Annotated in this window: 17 protein-coding genes; 4 read left to right on the top strand and 13 right to left on the bottom strand. The window is 54.5% G+C overall.

From position 1 onward, the window contains the following. Positions 1-106: 106 nt before the first annotated feature. The 6 genes from glpX to ACFPQ4_RS21335 form a co-directional block, all read right to left on the bottom strand. Entirely contained in the window at positions 107-1,078 is a 972-nt protein-coding gene (gene glpX / locus ACFPQ4_RS21360; protein WP_378113928.1) for a class II fructose-bisphosphatase, read from the bottom strand. 174 nt (positions 1,079-1,252) lie between these two features. Then, positions 1,253-2,401, bottom strand: a complete 1,149-nt coding sequence (locus tag ACFPQ4_RS21355; protein ID WP_378113927.1) for a metallophosphoesterase — start codon at positions 2,399-2,401, stop codon at positions 1,253-1,255. A 98-nt stretch (positions 2,402-2,499) separates the two neighbouring features. Then, positions 2,500-3,066 carry an RNA polymerase sigma factor gene (locus ACFPQ4_RS21350; protein WP_378113926.1) on the bottom strand — a complete coding sequence of 189 codons (567 nt, stop codon included), beginning with the start codon at positions 3,064-3,066 and terminating at the stop codon, positions 2,500-2,502. Between the two features lie 42 nt (positions 3,067-3,108). Continuing rightward, positions 3,109-4,293, bottom strand: a complete 1,185-nt coding sequence (locus tag ACFPQ4_RS21345; protein WP_378113925.1) for an ABC transporter permease — start codon at positions 4,291-4,293, stop codon at positions 3,109-3,111. Continuing rightward, positions 4,262-4,981 carry an ABC transporter ATP-binding protein gene (locus ACFPQ4_RS21340; protein WP_378113924.1) on the bottom strand — a complete coding sequence of 240 codons (720 nt, stop codon included), beginning with the start codon at positions 4,979-4,981 and terminating at the stop codon, positions 4,262-4,264. Before ACFPQ4_RS21340 ends, ACFPQ4_RS21345 begins: the two co-directional genes overlap by 32 nt. Further along, positions 4,981-6,627 carry an efflux RND transporter periplasmic adaptor subunit gene (locus ACFPQ4_RS21335; protein ID WP_378113923.1) on the bottom strand — a complete coding sequence of 549 codons (1,647 nt, stop codon included), beginning with the start codon at positions 6,625-6,627 and terminating at the stop codon, positions 4,981-4,983. Before ACFPQ4_RS21335 ends, ACFPQ4_RS21340 begins: the two co-directional genes overlap by 1 nt. 238 nt (positions 6,628-6,865) lie before the next feature. Between ACFPQ4_RS21335 and ACFPQ4_RS21330 the strand changes: the two genes are divergently transcribed. Together ACFPQ4_RS21330 and ACFPQ4_RS21325 are read left to right on the top strand one after the other, a co-directional pair. Beyond that, positions 6,866-7,549 carry a response regulator transcription factor gene (locus ACFPQ4_RS21330; RefSeq protein WP_378113922.1) on the top strand — a complete coding sequence of 228 codons (684 nt, stop codon included), beginning with the start codon at positions 6,866-6,868 and terminating at the stop codon, positions 7,547-7,549. Further along, on the top strand, positions 7,546-9,015 hold the full coding sequence (locus tag ACFPQ4_RS21325; protein WP_378113921.1) for a sensor histidine kinase: 1,470 nt from the start codon (positions 7,546-7,548) through the stop codon (positions 9,013-9,015). The genes ACFPQ4_RS21330 and ACFPQ4_RS21325 overlap by 4 nt, the downstream gene beginning before the upstream one ends. Here the strand turns inward: ACFPQ4_RS21325 and ACFPQ4_RS21320 are convergent. The 3 genes from ACFPQ4_RS21320 to ACFPQ4_RS21310 form a co-directional block, all read right to left on the bottom strand. Beyond that, positions 9,012-9,233, bottom strand: coding sequence for a hypothetical protein (locus tag ACFPQ4_RS21320; protein ID WP_378113920.1), 222 nt, complete (start codon positions 9,231-9,233; stop codon positions 9,012-9,014). The genes ACFPQ4_RS21325 and ACFPQ4_RS21320 overlap by 4 nt on opposite strands. Positions 9,234-9,271: 38 nt before the next feature. Beyond that, positions 9,272-11,230: a stalk domain-containing protein gene (locus ACFPQ4_RS21315; RefSeq protein ID WP_378113919.1), complete on the bottom strand. Its 1,959-nt coding sequence runs from the start codon at positions 11,228-11,230 to the stop codon at positions 9,272-9,274. Between the two features lie 90 nt (positions 11,231-11,320). After that, positions 11,321-11,758 (bottom strand): GNAT family N-acetyltransferase, encoded by a 438-nt coding sequence (locus tag ACFPQ4_RS21310; RefSeq protein WP_378113945.1) that lies wholly within the window; start codon positions 11,756-11,758, stop codon positions 11,321-11,323. 147 nt (positions 11,759-11,905) lie between these two features. On the opposite strand from ACFPQ4_RS21310, the gene ACFPQ4_RS21305 reads away from it, so the two are divergent. Continuing rightward, on the top strand, positions 11,906-12,499 hold the full coding sequence (locus tag ACFPQ4_RS21305; protein WP_378113918.1) for a Ger(x)C family spore germination C-terminal domain-containing protein: 594 nt from the start codon (positions 11,906-11,908) through the stop codon (positions 12,497-12,499). Between the two features lie 7 nt (positions 12,500-12,506). Here ACFPQ4_RS21305 and ACFPQ4_RS21300 read toward each other — a convergent pair whose 3' ends face one another. The 4 genes from ACFPQ4_RS21300 to ACFPQ4_RS21285 form a co-directional block, all read right to left on the bottom strand. Next, positions 12,507-13,490 (bottom strand): CobW family GTP-binding protein, encoded by a 984-nt coding sequence (locus ACFPQ4_RS21300; RefSeq protein WP_378113917.1) that lies wholly within the window; start codon positions 13,488-13,490, stop codon positions 12,507-12,509. Between the two features lie 25 nt (positions 13,491-13,515). Then, positions 13,516-14,427 carry an aldo/keto reductase gene (locus ACFPQ4_RS21295; RefSeq protein WP_378113916.1) on the bottom strand — a complete coding sequence of 304 codons (912 nt, stop codon included), beginning with the start codon at positions 14,425-14,427 and terminating at the stop codon, positions 13,516-13,518. A 17-nt stretch (positions 14,428-14,444) separates the two neighbouring features. Continuing rightward, positions 14,445-16,409 (bottom strand): tetratricopeptide repeat protein, encoded by a 1,965-nt coding sequence (locus ACFPQ4_RS21290; RefSeq protein ID WP_378113915.1) that lies wholly within the window; start codon positions 16,407-16,409, stop codon positions 14,445-14,447. A gap of 93 nt (positions 16,410-16,502) precedes the next feature. Beyond that, entirely contained in the window at positions 16,503-17,018 is a 516-nt protein-coding gene (locus ACFPQ4_RS21285; protein WP_378113914.1) for an ADP-heptose synthase, read from the bottom strand. Between the two features lie 244 nt (positions 17,019-17,262). Here ACFPQ4_RS21285 and ACFPQ4_RS21280 point away from each other — a divergent pair, with 244 nt between their 5' ends. Further along, a complete protein-coding gene (locus ACFPQ4_RS21280) occupies positions 17,263-17,775 on the top strand; it encodes a hypothetical protein (protein ID WP_378113913.1) in 513 nt (170 codons plus the stop codon). The last annotated feature ends 114 nt before the right edge of the window (positions 17,776-17,889 follow it).

Raw genomic sequence — 17,889 nt, 5'->3', positions numbered from 1 at the left:
GCTTGGCCCCTCCCGCGACCGGACTTTCACCGGCTAGAAGATGCGTGCCTCTGGGCACGCCAAAACGAAAAAAGCCCCGCCTCGGCGGAGCTTCTTCTTAACTACCTTATGAGGACTGATGCAATATCGTCTTATTAGGCAAGTAGTGCAGCGCCGTGATGCGACGGATCGTCTTCGTTTTCGCGCGCATGACGATCGAGTGCGTCTCGGCCCGATCCCCCGGCACGTATCGTACGCCCCCGAGAAACTCGCCGGGCGTGACGCCGGTAGCCGCGAAAATCACGTCTTCCTCGCCGACCATATCCGTCATCGTTAACACTTTGTACGGATCCTCGATGCCCATCCGGATGCACCGCGCGTACTCTCCAGCGTCCGACGGCATGAGGCGCCCTTGAATTTCTCCGCCAAGGCACTTAAGTGCCGCGGCCGCGAGCACGCCCTCCGGCGCGCCGCCCGAACCGACGTACAAATCGATGCCCGTCTCGCCGAACGCAGGGGCCATCGCCCCCGCGACATCTCCATCGGACAAAAACTTGATGCGTACGCCGACCTTACGCAATATTTTGACCAATGACTCATGACGAATGCGATCCAAGATCATGACGGTAAGCTCGGAAGGCTGCTTGTTCAAAATTTCCGCCGCGCGCAATAGCGTGTGCTCCATCGGATCGGTCAGCTTCAGCTTGCCAACTAGCGCGGGTCCAACCGCCAACTTCTCCATGTACATGTCCGGCGCATGCAATAAATTGCCCTTATTGGCAACCGCGATAACAGACATTGCATTGTTAAGCCCTCTCGCCACGATTTCCGTGCCTTCGAGCGGATCGACCGCCACGTCGACGTCCGGTCCGTTGCCGTTACCAAGCCGTTCGCCGATATAGAGCATCGGCGCTTCGTCCATCTCTCCTTCTCCAATGACTACTTCCCCGCGAATTTCCACCGAGTCGAACATCCGGCGCATCGCGTTCGTCGCCGCTCCGTCCGCATTGATCTTATCCCCCCTGCCCATCCAGGGTGCCGAAGCCAATGCCGCGAGCTCCGTGACTCGCACGATTTCCAATGCTAACTCTCTCTCCATAACAATCCTCCATTTGGCTACAGCGTTATATCCTTATTGTATATCATATATTTATATATGACACAATATATGTCCGCATATCCCTTTAATTAATGCGTCTAATTGAGGTGAAAATAAAAACCCCACGGCTTGGCCGAGGGGTTCAATAATGGCTATTCAAGTTAAGATGGCGTTTTATTTAAACTTCAATGTGACATGGATGATTTCGCTGCGGCTGGCGATCCGAATGGGCGGACCCCATAACCCGAAGCCCGAGGAGACGATTACGTGCATCGCGTTTTTCCTCATATAGCCCCAATCGAGCTCGAAAATTCTTTTCGTGATCCAATGGTTCGGCGCGAATTGACCGCGGTGCGTATGTCCGCTTAGCATCAAGTCCACTCCGGCGTCGGCGGCTTGTTGGAACTTGGTCGGCTGATGGTCCATCATAATGACCGGTTTCGCGAGATCTAGACCCTCGACCAACCCGGATACGGGGAGCCGTCCACCGAGGGCGCTTGCTTCCGCCGTTTTGTCCTTACGACCTACGATATAGAGCGAACCCGCGATCTCGACCGTCTCGTCTTGCATAACGCGAATGCCGACCTTGCGCATTTCCTCGATATACTGCGGAATATGGCCGCCATAATATTCATGGTTGCCAAGCACGGCATAGACGCCGTATCTAGCCTTAAGCAGCCCAAGCGTCTTGCTCATCTCGTTGCGAAGGAACGGCTCGATCGAATCGTCGATGACGTCGCCCGGCAGCAATACGAGATCCGGCTTTATCGCCTCGACGCGCTTCACGAGCTTGCGCAGATGGCGATTGCCGATGACGTTCCCAAGATGGATATCCGACGCGACCACGATCGTCCAGGTGCTCGCGATGCCGCCTTCCTTGTCGATGTCCAACTCGTAACGGCGAACGATCGGCGATAACCCGTTGCGCGTCCCTAATGCAAACATCCCTATGACGATCGCGATTACGACGTAACCAGCGATTTCCGCATAGGCGTCCAAGTTGCCGCCCGCGAGCTTTGTAGCAGCGCCGCCGATATCCGCGATCAAACACAAGATGAAGCCGATTTCGAACAAAAAGATATAATACGAACCGATTACTTTGATTAATCGTCCCAGCGGACGAAACGCCTTAGGCAACGGAACTCGGCCCAGGATATAGCTGAATGCAACCACGTAAAGTACAGTCCAGAACCAGCCTGCGTCATACGACAGGTGCGCCGCATCCATCCACTGCGTTGCGTTCCATCCAATGAAAAAAGTAAGCGATGCGAATACGGTCATTACAGCGGATAAAATAAGAATGAATCGCGGATGAAAAGCCATGTGCCGAGTGCTCCTTGCTATTCGAATGTGGATTGATGAATTCTGCAAAGATTATAGCACAGATGAGCGCCCGAACCTAAACGGCCGGGCGCTCCTAGTCATCTTTCCGATATAATCGCTTGCGGACGATCCAGCATAATCGCTCTGGACCATCTTTCGACTTCCAGACGGATCACGTTCCGTCCGTCCGTCAGCCGATGGCGATTGCGAAGCAGCTCTCTCGTCCGGAACAATACCGATTTGACGGCCGATACCGTACAAGCCATGTCTTCCGCGATCTCTTGCATCGAGTAGCCGAAGTGCTGGAACAACAGCCACATATCGATATTGCGTCTCGGAAACCGTTCGGCCAGCCATTCGATCATGCTGCGCACTTCGACGTAGTCGTTATCGGTATACGTCACTTTCGTAGGCTGCGCGAGCAGCATTCTTCGTCTTTGCTGCTTACGGCATTGATCGATCCATAAATTGCGGGCAACGCGGACGAGGAACGGCTTCACGTCTACATACGGCTCCGTATGGGAGAAAAAGATGAGCGATCGCAACAAAGTCTCTTGATACAGATCTTCTCCATCCCATTTGGATTTCGTCAAATAGAAACAATATTTACGCAAATCCTCGAGGTGCGGCGTTACCAACGCCTCGTAAGCGGGTATGACATCCATGTGCCTCCTCCTTCCTTTCTGACTGAATGGTGTCGATCTCGCCTATTCGAAGCGTAAAGCTTCGATCGGTTTCAGCTTCGCGGCTTTATTCGCTGGGAACAAGCCGAAGACGATTCCGATGCCGACGGAGAACAAGAACGCGATTAGAATGAGGTTAGGAGAGAACTCGATGTCCATACTGAATGCGGCCGATGCGCCTCTCGCGGCGCCGACGCCAAGCCCGATCCCGAGCAAACCGCCCATGCCGCTTAGCACCATCGCTTCGATCAAAAACTGGATGAGAATATCTCTTCGCTTGGCGCCGATCGCCTTGCGTATGCCGATCTCGCGCGTCCGCTCGGTTACGGACACCAGCATAATATTCATGATCCCGATGCCCCCGACGAGCAGCGATATGCCTGCAATGCCTGCCAATGCCAGCGTCAAAGTGTCGTTGACGGACGTCAAAGTCGATAACACGTCGGTCTGGTTAAAGACGCGATAGCTGTCCGTATTGCCGCGGAATTTCTCGCTCAGATTAGTTTCCAAGCCCGCTTGCACGGCATCGATTTGATCTTCCGAATCGACCTGCACGTAGATGGTGCGCACGCCTTTGGACTTGAATAGACGTTCCGCGGACGTGAGCGGAATCATTACGACTTCGTCGTTGGATCCGTTCGTCGTACTCCCTTTCTCCGCTAGCAAGCCGACGACTTTGTAGCGCGTCCCGTTAATCAGAACGTACTCCCCGACCGGATTCGAGAAGCCGAACAGATCCGTGGCCGTCGTCGCTCCGAGAATCGCTACCTTTTGTCTTACGTCGAGGTCGATCTGCGATAAAAAACGACCGGACGAGACGCTGTAATCGCGTACGTTCAAGTAATCCGCGTTCGTCCCCACGACGTTGACGCTCACGCTCTTCGTGCCTTCTTTGACCGAAGCGTTCTGCGTGCTTGCCGGAGCGATATACTTGATTCCGTCTACTCCGTCGGACAACCCCATCGCATCAGACTCATTAAGCGTGCTGGAGGTGCCTCGTCCGATAATGTTGACGGTCAGCAAATTCGTGCCGAGGCTTTGCACCTGGTCCGTTACCGATTTCGTAGCCCCTTGACCTAGGGCGACGAGCGCGATGACGGCCGTCACCCCGATTATGATGCCGAGCATCGTCAGCAGCGATCGAAGCTTATTGGACCAAATGCTCTTAATCGCCATTTTAAAGCCCTGAAGGAAGTTCAAACGGCGCACCTCCTTCTTCGCTTAACCGGCCGTCCTGAATACGGACGACGCGCGATGCTTGCTCCGAGATCGCCGGGTCATGCGTGATAAGAACGATCGTATGCCCGAGACCGTTGAGTTCCTTAATGAAACCCATGACTTCTTTGCCCGTCTTCGTATCCAGCGCGCCGGTCGGTTCGTCGGCTAGCAGGATCGGCGGATTGCCCGCCAAAGCCCGCGCGATGGCAACGCGTTGCTGCTGACCGCCGGATAGCTCGACGGGGCGATGGTGAACGCGATCTTCTAGTCCGACTTTGGCCAACGCTTCGAGCGCCTGTTCCTTGCGTTGCTTCGCGCCGACCCCTCGGTAAATGAGCGGCAATTCGACGTTCTCGATCGCGGTAAGCCGGGATAACAAGTTGAACCCTTGGAAAATAAAGCCGATCTTCTGATTGCGGATTTCCGCGAGCTTATTCTCTTTCAACCGGCTTACTTCTTCCCCATCCAGCCAATAGTCGCCGGATGTAGGTGAATCCAAGCATCCGATCACGTTCATAAGCGTCGATTTGCCTGAACCCGATGGACCGACAATCGCGACGAAATCTCCTCTGTTCACTTGCATCGTTACTTCATCCAGCGCGTTCAGCATTTCGGTGCCCATTCGATATTGCTTGCTAAGGCGGTTAATACGGATTAACGATTCGGAAGTCGTATTCATTAGCGTCCACCGCCCGTGGTCGCGCCGCCTCCGCTTCTCGTGGTGCCGGTACCTCCGGATCTTGCTCCGCCGCCGAAGTTACCGCCTCCGCCGGTGAATCCGCCTCCGCCGAAGCCGCCGCCCGGTATTACCCCGCCTGCGCCGAAAGCGCCGAAGCCCTGCTGTTGAATGTTCGATCCGCTCGTACTGACTGGGGTAGGCAACACGACCGTCTGTCCTTCGGTCAATCCCGATACGATTTCGATATAATCTTCGTTGTTAATGCCGACTTCGACGTTGACGCGGCTTGTCGTCGTTACCGTAGTACCGCCTGCGTTAGCTCCCGTCGTTCCATTCGGTGCCGCTCCGCCGCCCGTGAATTGCTCGCGCATAGCCGCGCGTTGCTCATCAGTCATATTCTGGAATTGATCGCGCAATGCGGCACGCTGTTCATCGGTCATATTCTGGAATTGACCGCCGCCAGCTCCGCCAGCACCGCCTCCGAAGTTGCCGCGACCCGTGCCCTGACCGCGTGTACCTTGCGTTCCCGTACCTTGAGCTCCCGTGCCTTGCGTACCATTGCCTCGTGTGCCTTGCGTTCCTGTACCTTGAGTTCCTGTACCTTGAGTTCCTGTACCTTTGGTTCCCGTGCCTTGTGTTCCAGTTCCTTGCGTTCCTGTACCTTGCGTTGTTTGGCTGCCTTGCGTCCCCTGGGTCGTTTGCCCGTTTGGCGTCCCTTGGCCGGACGTCGACGCGCTTCCTTCTCCGGGCACCATGACATAGTAGCTGCCGCGCGCGGATTGCACGGCATCGATCGGCAAGTAAAGAACGTTCGATTTGCTAGCCGTCATAATGTCCGCTTCCGCCGACATGCCTACCTTCAAGTTCGTAATGTCCGACAGCAGCACCGTCACGTCGAACGACGCTACCCCGTTGCTTGCCGTTCCTTCGTCCGCGATCGAGACGACTTTGCCGGTATACGTCTGATCCGGCAACGCATCAACTAGAATTTGCGCTTCCTGGTCCACTTTCACCTTCGGAATGTCTAGTTCGTCAACGCCGACTACGATTTCCATTTGATCGAGGTTCACGATCGTACCGAGCTCTCCGTTCGGACTGATCGAATCCCCGGCCGCCACGTCGAAATCGGACAGCGTGCCGTCGATCGGCGCCACGATCGGATCGATCGCGTCTCCGTTTTGCAAATCCGCCAAGTCGGCTTCGGCCATCTCGATGTCCAGCTGCTGCTTTTGGATATTCAGCACCATGCTGTCGCGCGAATCGTCGTCCGCTTGCTTGTATTTCGTTTGCATATCGTCGAGCTCGAGCTTTTTCTTTTGCAGGTCGATCTGTTTGCTCCGAATTTGAGTGCTCGTGTCTTCCTGCTCGTAGGTGATCAGTACGTCGCCCTTTTTAACCTTATCGCCGGATTTCACGTTCACTTTCTCTACTTTGCCGGCTGCCGTTGCTTTAAGCGTCTCTTTGGCCGCGGCTTGAATGCTTCCCGTTCCGCTTACTTTGACTTCGATTGTCCCTCTGCGTACTTGCGTAGTCTGGTAACTCGGACCTAGCTGCTTGTCCGGTTTATTCAGCCACCAGTAACCTCCCCCGGAGCCCGCCGCAACGACGACCACGAGTCCGACTATCCACCATTTTTTGCTCGACATTCGTTCGACTCATCCTTCCCGATGGTTCATGAAGCCCGGCATGCTAATCGATACGCGGTTGCTTCGTTATGCGCACATTATGCAATGGCAACCTTAGCTCAACATGAAAGCCGGCTGAATGTTTCCTGAATGACGGTTTCAGCTTTCTTTCAGCATTCTTTCAGCTAACGCTCAGCCAAGCTTAAGCATGTTCCCTCATAATGTAGACGGATGTACCTATCGGAAGGAGTTGTCGGCCTTGTCGCAAGGAAACGGAATTAACGTTCTCGTCGTGGACGACGAAATCAATATCTCACAGTTTATTGAACTGGGTCTGAAAAACGAAGGTTACGCGGTCATGACCGCCATGAACGGAAACGAAGCGATAGCGGCTGCCGAAACGTTCTCTCCGCATGTTGTCATCTTGGACGTCATGATGCCAGGCATGGACGGATTCGAGGTATGCAGAAGGCTGAAGCGGATGAAACCCGTCGCGATCATTATGCTGACAGCGAAAGAAGACGTGGAAGACCGCGTCAGAGGATTAGAGACCGGAGCCGACGATTATATGCCCAAGCCGTTCAGCTTCAGCGAGCTGCTGGCGAGAATTCAGGCAAGAGTCCGCAATCAATTCCCTTACTTACTTGAACTGGTCGAATTAGGACCGTTCCATATCGATTCGATGCGCAGAGAATTGAGCTATCAGAACAAACAACTGGATTTGTCGCCGACCGAGTTTGAGCTGCTTAAACATCTAGTCGTCCATCATGGACTCGTGCTGAGCAAAAGCGCGATTCTCAACCAAGTGTGGGGATACGATTTCGGCGGGGAAGAAAATATCGTGGAGGTGTACATTCGTTCGCTGCGCGATAAACTCAGAGATCGCGATCATCGCATCATACGAACGATCAGAGGCGCCGGATACCGGGTGGACCTGGCATGAGCGCCTTACATACGTCTACGAAATGGGCACGCAGAGTATTATTGCCGAACTCGCTCCGCGCGCAGCTGCTTTCTCGCATGCTGCTTATCGTCGCTGGACTGCTTATCGTCATCGGCTTATTTCAGTACGTGTTCATGGAACGGTTCATGTTTCAGAACAAAGCTTCCTCTATCCAAAGGCAAATCCAGTCCGTTCCCGGCGAAGTTTGGGAACGAGTGAACGTTACCGTTCGCAGAGGTCCCGCACAAGCGTTCCTCTTCTTCCCCGCTTCCGCCGTCGCGTTTATTAACGCCGAAGGTTCGACGACCGTCGTGTCCGGAGTGAACCCGTCAACGGAGACGGTGCCTGAGCCGGATCCTGACAAGCTTGCGGAGGCGAAGCTCCAGACGCGCAACGCGAAGCCGGTATTTTATGTCGTTAAAGATCCCGATAAAGGCGAACAACTCGTCGTGCTGCAGGCGGTCCGCTCGTTCACGCGCGACATCGGCGTCGTCCAAGTGAGCACGAGCACGAAAACGATGAAGACCGAGCTGAACAGGCAACTGCTTCTATTTATCGGCCTATCCACGCTCGCGCTACTCGCGGGAATGCTTACTTTTCTGCCCGCCATACGCAGAACGTTAGTCCCGCTTTCCCGCATGGTTCAAACGGTCGAGCAGATCGATTCGGGGAAATTGAACGAGAGGCTTGCGGAAAATCACGGCCAACGAGAGATCGACCGCCTATCGCATTCATTCAATCGCATGCTGGAGCGGCTTGAGACGTCTTTCCTCGCCGAGCAGGAAGCAAAGGAACAGATGCGCCGGTTCGTCGCCGACGCCTCGCACGAATTGCGTACACCGTTAACGTCCATTCATGGGTTCGTGGAAGTATTGCTTCGGGGTGCCGCGTCCGATCCGGCGCAGCTTGAGATCGCTTTGAAGAGCATGTACGGGGAATCGAAAAGAATCAATAAGCTCGTGCATGATTTATTGCTGCTTGCCCGACTGGACCGCGCGCCGCAAATCCGACTGGCGCATTCGGACTTGTCGCAGATCGTCCGCGAGATGGAGCCTCAGCTCCGCCTGCTGGCGGATGATCGCCAAGTCGAGCTCGGCTTGCCGCCGTCGACGCCGCTCATGCTTGATGCGGATAAGATCAAACAAGTCGTTCTGAACTTGTTCCAGAACGCCGTGCAGCATACCGACGCGAAGAACGGCATAATCCGGATCAAGATTGCCCGCATGGAAGATCACGTGGAATTGTCGGTCGCCGACAACGGAGTCGGTATTCCGGAGTCGCATATCCCCCATTTGTTCGAACGGTTTTACCGCATCGACACGTCCCGCGCGCGTTCGTCCGGCGGCGCGGGACTCGGATTATCGATCAGCCTTGCGATAGCGTTGCTGCACGGCGGGTCTATTCTCGTGGATAGCCGACTAGGGGAAGGGAGCGTCTTTCGCGTTCTTCTGCCGATGCAGGCCTAAGGCTTCTCTATGCGCTGCACGCCATCGAACAGCGTCGCCATGTATAGCTGCGAACCGCTCGTATCGATATCCGTCACCTGCATGCCGAGCTTCACCGCCATTAGCGACAGTCTGCCTCCGATGCTGCTCAGCCGGTAGAGCCCGCGATCCGTGCACGCGTATACGGAGTCTTCTTTCGCGATTCCATATCGACGCAAAAAAGCCGTGAGTCCGCGCATTAACGCGCCGCTCACGGCTTTCTATTCGAACGACCGTCTTATCTAAACGGCATAAACAATAAATTGATCGGCAAATTGCTGCCCGACGCCGGCGTAAACGTAATCGTCACCGACTCCACCCGGAATCCCGTCCGATATAGGACGGATGCTTCGTTGTAGTTCGACAATACCGTGTTGCTCGTCGTGTAGACCACTTTGCCGTTAACCGTAAACGCCCCCGCGTAAAACCCGCCGCGCGGATTGATCGCGATCATCGTGTTCGGCTGCACGTTGTTCAGCTTGATCGTATAGACCACTCCGTAATTTCCTTCATTGTAGGAAGGAAACCCGATCGTCTGATCCAACCCGTACAGTCTCGGGTCGACATAGCCATCTCCGAATAGCATTCTGGTCTTCATCTGGCCTAGCGGCTCGTTCACTTCGATGTACCGGTTCGCATGCTCATAAGTGCCGCGAACATGGCCGTCGGACTTCAGTACGCGTAAATTAGGCAACTCTTCGAATACATTTTTGCTTGCGTCCAGGATTACGACTTGCACCTTTACGCTCCGGTCGAAATTCGCGTCGGCGTATAGGGAGTATACGTCGCCCGGCTTAATGATCTTATCGCTCACTTCCGGGAATATAAGGCGGCTCTCCCCTGCCGGAATCGTCGTCAGAGACGACTTGTACGACAACCGGGAAGCCAAATAGTTGCCTGCGGCCGCTTTCCCTGCAACATAGACGAAGGAATGAGGTCCGCCGATTCCGATCGGTCCCATCGTCGCTGTCGCGGGTGCGTTGCTTGTGTTGGTCGCGATGATGTAAGCTTTCACCGGCTTGGACATCTTGCTGTGGTTATGCAGCATGAACCTGACATTGCCCGACAAATCGTCCGCTTCGTAGAAGATGCCTTCGTCCGAAAACGTCTCCGGGCTATTTTCGCGAATGAGCGTCATTTGCTCGGAATCGTCGAACATCGCGCTCAACGAACGATACTTCAGCACATCTGCCCCGTTAATCGCGAATTTGCTGCCGATCGGGGCATATAGCAGATCGAATTGGCCTCTCTCGTACAGCGTGTCGTCCAAAATCGTTATCGTCTTGGCGTATTCGCTCGTTTCGCCGTGCACGTCCGTTACGCGGAGCGTTATCGTCTGCTGTCCCGGTTCGAAAAAGCCGTTCAAGTTATTCGTCCAAACGCGGCTGACGATCCCGTTCTCGTCGTCGGTGCTATTGTCGAAGTAACCGATATATTCGCCCATTTTATAAGTATCCTTCGTCGTAGTAAACGAAGCGACCGGCGGTTTATTCGACGGCTTCACGTTCACGACGACCGTATAAGGATCGCTCCAAACGCCGTTTACGTCCTGAACCCAATGCGTAATCGCGTAACTTCCTTCATGCTCGAACGTCTCGTAACGATTTTCCCACTTCTCGTCAATGATTTCGTAGCCGCGCGGATGATAAGCCTCGTCCTTGTACGCGACTTCCGTCTGCATCGCGTAAGGCGTCGTATCGGAGACGCTGAATTTAGCGATCGGCTTCATGCTCCAAACTAACTCTACGCGTTTGGCTTCCGGGACGTTTTTCACGTCGATGCCGAGCGTCGTCGCTACCGTCTTCAGAGGAACCATTAACGTCCCCTTATCGATATAAGCCGCCCCTAAGCCGGCTTTCGTCACGCCATTCAGACGATAGTTCGTCTGGTTCACCGCGAATCCGATCGCCGTGGCGCCGCTTCGCATTACGTAATACTTCGTGGCCGCGTCATAGGCGATCGTACCGTACAATTCTTTGATGATGGACTTGGCCGCCACGTACGTAACGCCCTTCTTCACCGCATGCGGTTGGGCCGCGAGCACTTTGACTCCGTTGTGAATGATTTCGTTCGTGCCTTGATTCAAAATAATGATCTCTTGTCCGTCGCCGCCGGCGTTCGGCGCCGCGTATGTAGGAGCCGGTAACGAGAAAAGCAAGAGAAAAGCCAGTGCGGTTTGTCGAATCTTGATGTTCATGCTTGCTCCTTATCCAATACGAATCTTCGGCCGTTGCTTGCCGAGTCATGTTTTATAACGTTTCGTAACGACGGAAGGTTGCTATAATCGTTACAGCTTTTTGAGCATGCGGACGTGCAAGATACCCGCGTCCAAGAACGGCTCCGTCGATACCGTCTCATAGCCTAGCTTGCGGTAGAAATCTTCGGCGGAGCATTGCGCGTCCAGCAGCGACGAATGATAGCCGCATGCCTTCGCATCCTGCTCCATCGCTTCCAGTAACTTCGAGCCAAAGCCTTTGCCTCGATGCGGCTTCAACACGGCGATTCGCTGCATTTTGGCTACGCCGGGCTCGTACGTTTTCCACCGGCCGGTTGCAACGTTCTCTCCCTCCGCGCTGAGCAAATGATGTCTGCTAGCTTCGGGAGACGCGTCGTATTCATCCTTTTCCAATTCCATCGGTACGCCTTGCTCGTCCACGAATACGGCCACTCGTATAGCCAACGCTTGCTGAAGCATTTCCTCTGTCGTAACTCTCATCGCTTTCATGACGCTCACCGTCGCTTTCCTTATTATGTATGGATGCCTAATCGCGATTGCATTCTATCAGCATAACGAAGACCGTCACGGCTCGCAACCGCGGGCATAAGGAATTTACTGGTATAGTCCCCAAAACTAAGGGATCCGGGATGCACCGTGCTCCTCCCGTCGCTCGGGATATCGGCCGACACGTGGGAAGTGAACCGCAAACCCGATCCGAAGCTCGAGATGAACGGAATTTACGCGCTGCATAACGATGTATATAAAAATTGGTACTCCTTAACTCAAGTTCAAGGGCTGAAATGGATGAACCATCGGAATCGAACGTCTCGCCTCATTCTGCAAAAGAACGGTAAACCGCTTGCGACTTTAAGGATCACTAAACCTCAACCGACGATCAAAATCGTTGCGAACAACGGCAGCGAACCCAAGGTCATTTTCAAGGTCGATATGCGGGCCGAAATGTTGGAGCTGTGGCAGACGGCCGACGAAAAAGAACTCGAAAAAGCCGCGAACGAGAAAGTTCGCGGCGATATAGTAGCTTCTTTCCGGTATAGCTTGAGCAACGGCGCCGATCTGTTCAATATCGAACACGTATTGTACCGCAAGCATTTCAAACAATGGAAGCAGCTCACCAACAACGGTCAAATCACATACATGCATGAGCAAATGCCCGAAATGCACGTTAACGTGCATTTAACCGATAGCGGCATGTATAAGCTGCAACGAAAGCTGATCCCCTATGATTAAAACGACGTTAAAGTCCGGATAGCTTGTCCAGCTCCGCTCTCAAATCGGCTTCCGAGAAGCCTTCTCCGATGAAGACCGCCACGTCGTGAACGGTATTCTGCGGCGTTATACGCATGAAATCGCTCTCCCGATACGCGTATTGGAACAGGAACTGTCCCGTCGTATCCGAGAACGTAACGATCCCTTTCGCCCGGTATACCCCTTCCGGCAGTCGCGCGAGAAAAGCTTCGAAGGCTTCGCTGTCCACCGACCGCGTCCAATAATACGTCAACGCGTTAACATGATCGTGCAAGTGCTCGTGGCGGTGCTCGGTGTGATCATGGGAGTGATCGCAATGCTCGCCGCACGCGTGAGGCTCTCGCGCCGCAGGGGGTAGTGGATTGCCGGCATTGTACAGCAATCCGGCGTCCAACTCCGACCTGACCGCGGAATAGATCCGCGCGTTCGCGTTCCAGTCTGCAAGTGCGACCAGCAGTTCGTTCCGTTCCTCGGTCCCGATCAAGTCCGTCTTATTCAAGACGATTACGCTCGCGGCGCGGATTTGCTCGATCATGAGCCTTAGCGTTCGCCCGGCTCCTATGCGCCAGCGATCCAGCAAATGACGGGCGTCGACGACCGTAACGACGCCGCTTAACGCTACCCGTGCGTACAGCGATGCCTCGGCTACGCCGTCCATAATATCAAGCGGTTGGGCAATGCCCGTCGACTCGATCCATACGACGTCGGGACGATGCTCTTGAACGATGCGCACTAGCTCCATCGCGACGTCTCCGCGCAACTGGCAGCAGATGCAGCCGCCGAGCATTTCCGCCATCGGCACATCTCCCCCGAGCAGCTCGGCCTCGACGTTTACTTCGCCTATTTCGTTCAGCAGAACGGCTAGCTTTAACCCGCGCTCCTTAGCGTCCGCCACTAGCTTATTGAGCAACGTCGTCTTGCCGCTGCCTAAAAATCCGGTCAAAATATGTACCGGTACGATCTTCTCGTTCATGTGCCGCTCCTCTTGGTCGCTTCCTCTATGCGTCTTGCGGATGACCCTCTTCGACTAATGCTACCGCTGCCGCGTTCGCTTCCACTTGCGCGACGTCTTTGCATCCCGGTATAACCGACGTAACCGCCGGATGCTTCAAGCACCACGCGAGCGCCCACGCGGCCATATCGGTACCCGCGGGCACTTCATCCCGCCGGATCGCTTCGACTTCAAGCATTTGCGCTTCAAGTTGCTCGCGATCTCTGCGCGACCGCACGTCGTTAGCCGCGAACGATGCACCTGGCTTGTATTTGCCGCTAAGAAGACCGCTCGCGAGCGGCACGCGCGCCAATACGCCGAGATTATCCGCTTCGCATGCAGGGAACACTTCGCGCTCCGGCTTACGATCGAGGCGATTGTACACGACTTGAATAGCGCTTGCGTTCACGCTCGCCGCGCGCGAGGTTTGATGGATATTCTCGTTCGAGCCGATCGATATGCCCAAGTGCAGCACTTTACCCGCTTGCACCTGTTTGTCGAGCGTTGTCCATAGCGCGTCTTGATCGAATGCCGCGTCCGGACCGGAGTGGAACTGATACAGATCGATATAGTCGGTTTTAAGCGCGCGTAACGATAGATCGAGCTGTTTAACGATGTCTTCCGCGCGGAACGCGTCCGTTCTTTCGAACGGATTATGGAATTGATGGCCGAATTTCGTCGCGAGAATCCATTTGTCTCTGTTGCCTTGAATGGATTCGCCGATTAACGATTCAGACAGATGGTCGCCATAACATTCCGCCGTATCGATCAGGTTAATGCCCAGCTCTTGCGCGCGTCCAAGAATCGCGTCGACTTCCGATTGCACGTAATTGCGGCCCCATTCTCCGCCGAATTGCCACGTTCCGACGCCGACGACGGAAACTTTCAAGCCGGATTTGCCCAGCGTACGATATTTCATAGAGAAACCTTCTTTCCTTAAGATAAATACCTGCTGTTGCCGTACGAGTCCAAGAAGTATGCTTTGGCCCGCTCTCGCATTTCGTCGTCGAAGCCGCGAAGGTCGTTCAGCAGCGCGAACCGATCGCTTTCTTCGCGTTCTCCGCCGGCATATAACAACCACTGCGCAAGATCGTGAGCGGCGCGTCCGCGGTCGAACGAATGATGGTACCAGAGCGACGCGCGTTCCAAGTAAGCTTGCGGCTCGAACGGGCTGATTTCGATCGCTTTCGTGAACGATGCGATCGCTTCGTCGTGGCGGTCCAGCTGGTTGTAGACGACGCCGAGGTTATAATGCCCTTGCGGGTCTTCGGGTAGCAACTGCGCGTAGACGCGGGAATCGGCCAGCGCGGCATCGTATTCGTCCAGCCTGAAGTGGATGAATCCGCGCAGCCACGTAAGCCGAGCGTTGTTCAAATCGAGCTGAAGACCGCGGTTGCAATCTTCCAGCGCTGCGGCGAGCTGACCCGCCGAGAAGCGGCTGCGCGCGCGCCGGTCGTAAATTTGCGGATTGTCCGGCTCCAAAGCGAGGGCGCGCGTATAGGCGGCATCGGCCAACTCCCAATTTTCCATCCCGACGTACAGCTCGCCGAGCGCATAGCTCGTTCTGCTCTCCTGAAGCAGACGCTCTTCCAGCGCGATAGCCGACTGAATATCCATCATCGCCTCTTCATAGCGATCGAGCATATAGCGCGCGAAGCTTCTGCGCATGTAATAATCCGCGGACTGTTCTAACGAGAGCGCCTTCGTATAGGCATCGTCCGCTTCCGCGTACAGATCCGCGTCGATGGCCAGCTCGGCCCGTTGCTTCCAGTTGATCGGGTCTTCCGGCTCAAGCTCGGTAAGCTCGCGGCTGAGCACCCGCGCTTCTTCCGCGCGGTCCGCTTCCCGGTAAGCGTCCGCGAGCCAGTATTGCACGACGCGATTGTCGGGAGCGCGCTCCCTCGCTTCTTGCAGCGTATGGATCGCTTCGCTCAGCTTGCCTTGCATTCTGTACGTCGTGCTTAGCTCCATCGTTGCCGGCAGCCAAAGAGGATGATCTCCTCGTAGCTTGATCAGCAACTCCTCCGTTTCGGCGAATCGACTTAACGTACGCAATAGAACGGCTTTCCTCAGCAAAAGTTCCACGGCGTTCGGGTAACGCGATAACGCATACTCGATCGAAGCCAGCGCGCGATCGGGGTGTCCGTTCTCCTCGAGCAGCTTGGAGTCATATAGTCTAAATCCGAACTCGTCTTGCGCGCCTTGAATGAAGCTAGCGACCGCCGCATGAGAATAGTTCGTGCGCGACTTCATGATCGACGCGCCTTGGTCCGATAGCTTCGACCATTCGTCGAGCAAGCGGATACCCGCATGCAGGGCGATAATCGCCTCTTCTCCGCGACCGAGCTTCTCGAGCGCCTGACTTTGCCGATAATGATAGTGCGGTACCGTCCGGTTCGGATCGATGGATGCCATCCGGTAGCTACGCTCGGCGTCTTCGAATTGCCCCAGCTTCATATAGACGTTGCCGAGCTCGTAAAAGGTAGACGCCTTGGAATCTTCCCTGCGCATCAGCGCCTCTTCGAAATCCCGTACCGCTTCATCGTACTGACCGAGGTCATGATGCGAGATCGCCCGCGTATACCAATACAAATAAGGACTCGGGTCGATGAGGATCGCAGCATCCAAATCCGCGATCGCCAACTCCTCTTGGCCTAATTCGTTGTAAATATGCGCGCGGCGTTCATAGGCATGAGGATTGTCGCGATTGCCTAGCAATTCGTTCAGCACGGTTAGCGCTTGATCGGAATGGCCGGTATCGTGCAACAGACCGGCATAATCGATCAATTCGTCTTCCGTCATGGAAGCCGTTCCCCATCTTCCGTACCATACGAGCGCTTGCTTTAGCCGCTCTTGCCGATGCAGCTTCTTCGCCATTTTACGGGACCATCTTCTGAACATATGCATCCCCTCCTATTCGGCGTCGTATGGCTTATGAAAAGCTCAAAGGTTGAAACAAAAGCTGCCGAACGACTCGGCAGCCTTGGTCTGTTGCTATCCCTCTGTTGTCTCAGCCACGTCCTCGATCGCGAATTCGAAATCGTCGATATCGAAAAGTTGAACCGAAATGCCGTTCTGAACGACTTTATCCTGGAATTCGATCTGATCGGTCAACACCGGGCTGTCGATCCGTTGGGCTAACAGGATGACTTCCGTCTCGATCGGGTCGAACACCTCGCCGAACTGCATGTTTTCCGACGTGTTCACGACGACGAAAGTTACGTTCTCGTTAATAGGCAGCGGCGGGCTCTCCCGCCATGGCGCGATAAGCGCGCGCTCAAGCTTCTTCTTGTTGAAAGGATCTTCGAAAAACGCGATCATTTCCCCGATTTTGAGTTTTACGTGCGCATCGTCGTCCTGTTCCGGCATGACCGGATCCGGACTATCTTTCATATCGTAAAGCTCCATTACCGTCGTATAAGGTATCCTATATTCGACTGGCCGTTTCGGCAGAAGCAGTTGCCCATAGATGGCGATCATGACCGCCTCGATGACAAAACGCCGACTCATCTTAAGCAATTCCCTCCCATAAAGCATTGCAAAGCCCGTGCATTGGTTTTCATTATATCACAAGCATAAACGGCTGTCGCCGTTCTTGAACACGGCGGCCTATCGTTTATGGGGGAGACGATTCGGAATGTTCATAGGCAAAATAACAATTCCGAATCGTTAAAATACGGACGTATTGCCACCCTTTGGGGTATAATATTCAAAGATTGCGCACAATATCTCCCGTCGATTAGGGGTGTCGCCTATGTCCGATTTGTCCTTCCGGTATTATATGCAGATCGAGTCCCCGGAGACTGAACGTCTGTTCCAAGAGGGGATGAACGCCTCCGGATATTTCGCATTTTACACGTTCGCGGAACAATTCCGCGAGGGTCTCCGGCATTATGACGAGGCCGATCGGGAAAGCTACGGCCGTTTGATCCGGCTAGGTCGCGAATTGTTTCCGGATCCATCGAAATTCAGCCCCTCCTTCCGGGAAGTGTGGGACGAGTTCGATCGCATCTACGCCTCCAAGAACGAAGCGTTAGCAGCCATTCCGCCTTCCGAACGCGATGGCGAATGGCAAGTGCTGATCGATAATCCGTACGTTACCCAGCAAGTCGTCTGTTATCCGAGCCTTAGCTTTCTCGAGGGCTCGTATTTATACGCTTATTTTCAACGAGAGCTTAAACCTAACGAGCTGCTTCGCCTGCAGAAGGTTACGCACTGTCTGTCCGCGAAAGGCAGCATGGAAGAATCGTTCTTCCCTAGCACGTAACGGTTATCTTTGATTAGAACGGAGCGCGATACGGTATTACGACCGCACAATTATTCGACGAAATTACGCTGACTAATTTCGAAAAACGACTATCCCAGCATAAAATCGACCATT

It is taken from the genome of Cohnella yongneupensis, from assembly GCF_042655785.1.
Lineage (GTDB): Bacteria > Bacillota > Bacilli > Paenibacillales > Paenibacillaceae > Cohnella > Cohnella yongneupensis.
The sequence above is the reverse complement of the archived record's forward strand: the minus strand, read 5'-3'. Positions and strand labels throughout refer to the sequence as shown.

What these genes read in the sequence shown, in the direction of transcription:
- glpX (WP_378113928.1), bottom strand. Translation starts at nt 1,078, where the DNA reads ATGGAGAGAGAGTTAGCATTGGAAATCGTGCGAGTCACGGAGCTCGCG.
- ACFPQ4_RS21355 (WP_378113927.1), bottom strand. Translation starts at nt 2,401, where the DNA reads ATGGCTTTTCATCCGCGATTCATTCTTATTTTATCCGCTGTAATGACC.
- ACFPQ4_RS21350 (WP_378113926.1), bottom strand. Translation starts at nt 3,066, where the DNA reads ATGGATGTCATACCCGCTTACGAGGCGTTGGTAACGCCGCACCTCGAG.
- ACFPQ4_RS21340 (WP_378113924.1), bottom strand. Translation starts at nt 4,981, where the DNA reads ATGAATACGACTTCCGAATCGTTAATCCGTATTAACCGCCTTAGCAAG.
- ACFPQ4_RS21335 (WP_378113923.1), bottom strand. Translation starts at nt 6,627, where the DNA reads ATGTCGAGCAAAAAATGGTGGATAGTCGGACTCGTGGTCGTCGTTGCG.
- ACFPQ4_RS21325 (WP_378113921.1), top strand. Translation starts at nt 7,546, where the DNA reads ATGAGCGCCTTACATACGTCTACGAAATGGGCACGCAGAGTATTATTG.
- ACFPQ4_RS21320 (WP_378113920.1), bottom strand. Translation starts at nt 9,233, where the DNA reads ATGCGCGGACTCACGGCTTTTTTGCGTCGATATGGAATCGCGAAAGAA.
- ACFPQ4_RS21315 (WP_378113919.1), bottom strand. Translation starts at nt 11,230, where the DNA reads ATGAACATCAAGATTCGACAAACCGCACTGGCTTTTCTCTTGCTTTTC.
- ACFPQ4_RS21310 (WP_378113945.1), bottom strand. Translation starts at nt 11,758, where the DNA reads ATGAAAGCGATGAGAGTTACGACAGAGGAAATGCTTCAGCAAGCGTTG.
- ACFPQ4_RS21300 (WP_378113917.1), bottom strand. Translation starts at nt 13,490, where the DNA reads ATGAACGAGAAGATCGTACCGGTACATATTTTGACCGGATTTTTAGGC.
- ACFPQ4_RS21295 (WP_378113916.1), bottom strand. Translation starts at nt 14,427, where the DNA reads ATGAAATATCGTACGCTGGGCAAATCCGGCTTGAAAGTTTCCGTCGTC.
- ACFPQ4_RS21290 (WP_378113915.1), bottom strand. Translation starts at nt 16,409, where the DNA reads ATGTTCAGAAGATGGTCCCGTAAAATGGCGAAGAAGCTGCATCGGCAA.
- ACFPQ4_RS21285 (WP_378113914.1), bottom strand. Translation starts at nt 17,018, where the DNA reads ATGAGTCGGCGTTTTGTCATCGAGGCGGTCATGATCGCCATCTATGGG.
- ACFPQ4_RS21280 (WP_378113913.1), top strand. Translation starts at nt 17,263, where the DNA reads ATGTCCGATTTGTCCTTCCGGTATTATATGCAGATCGAGTCCCCGGAG.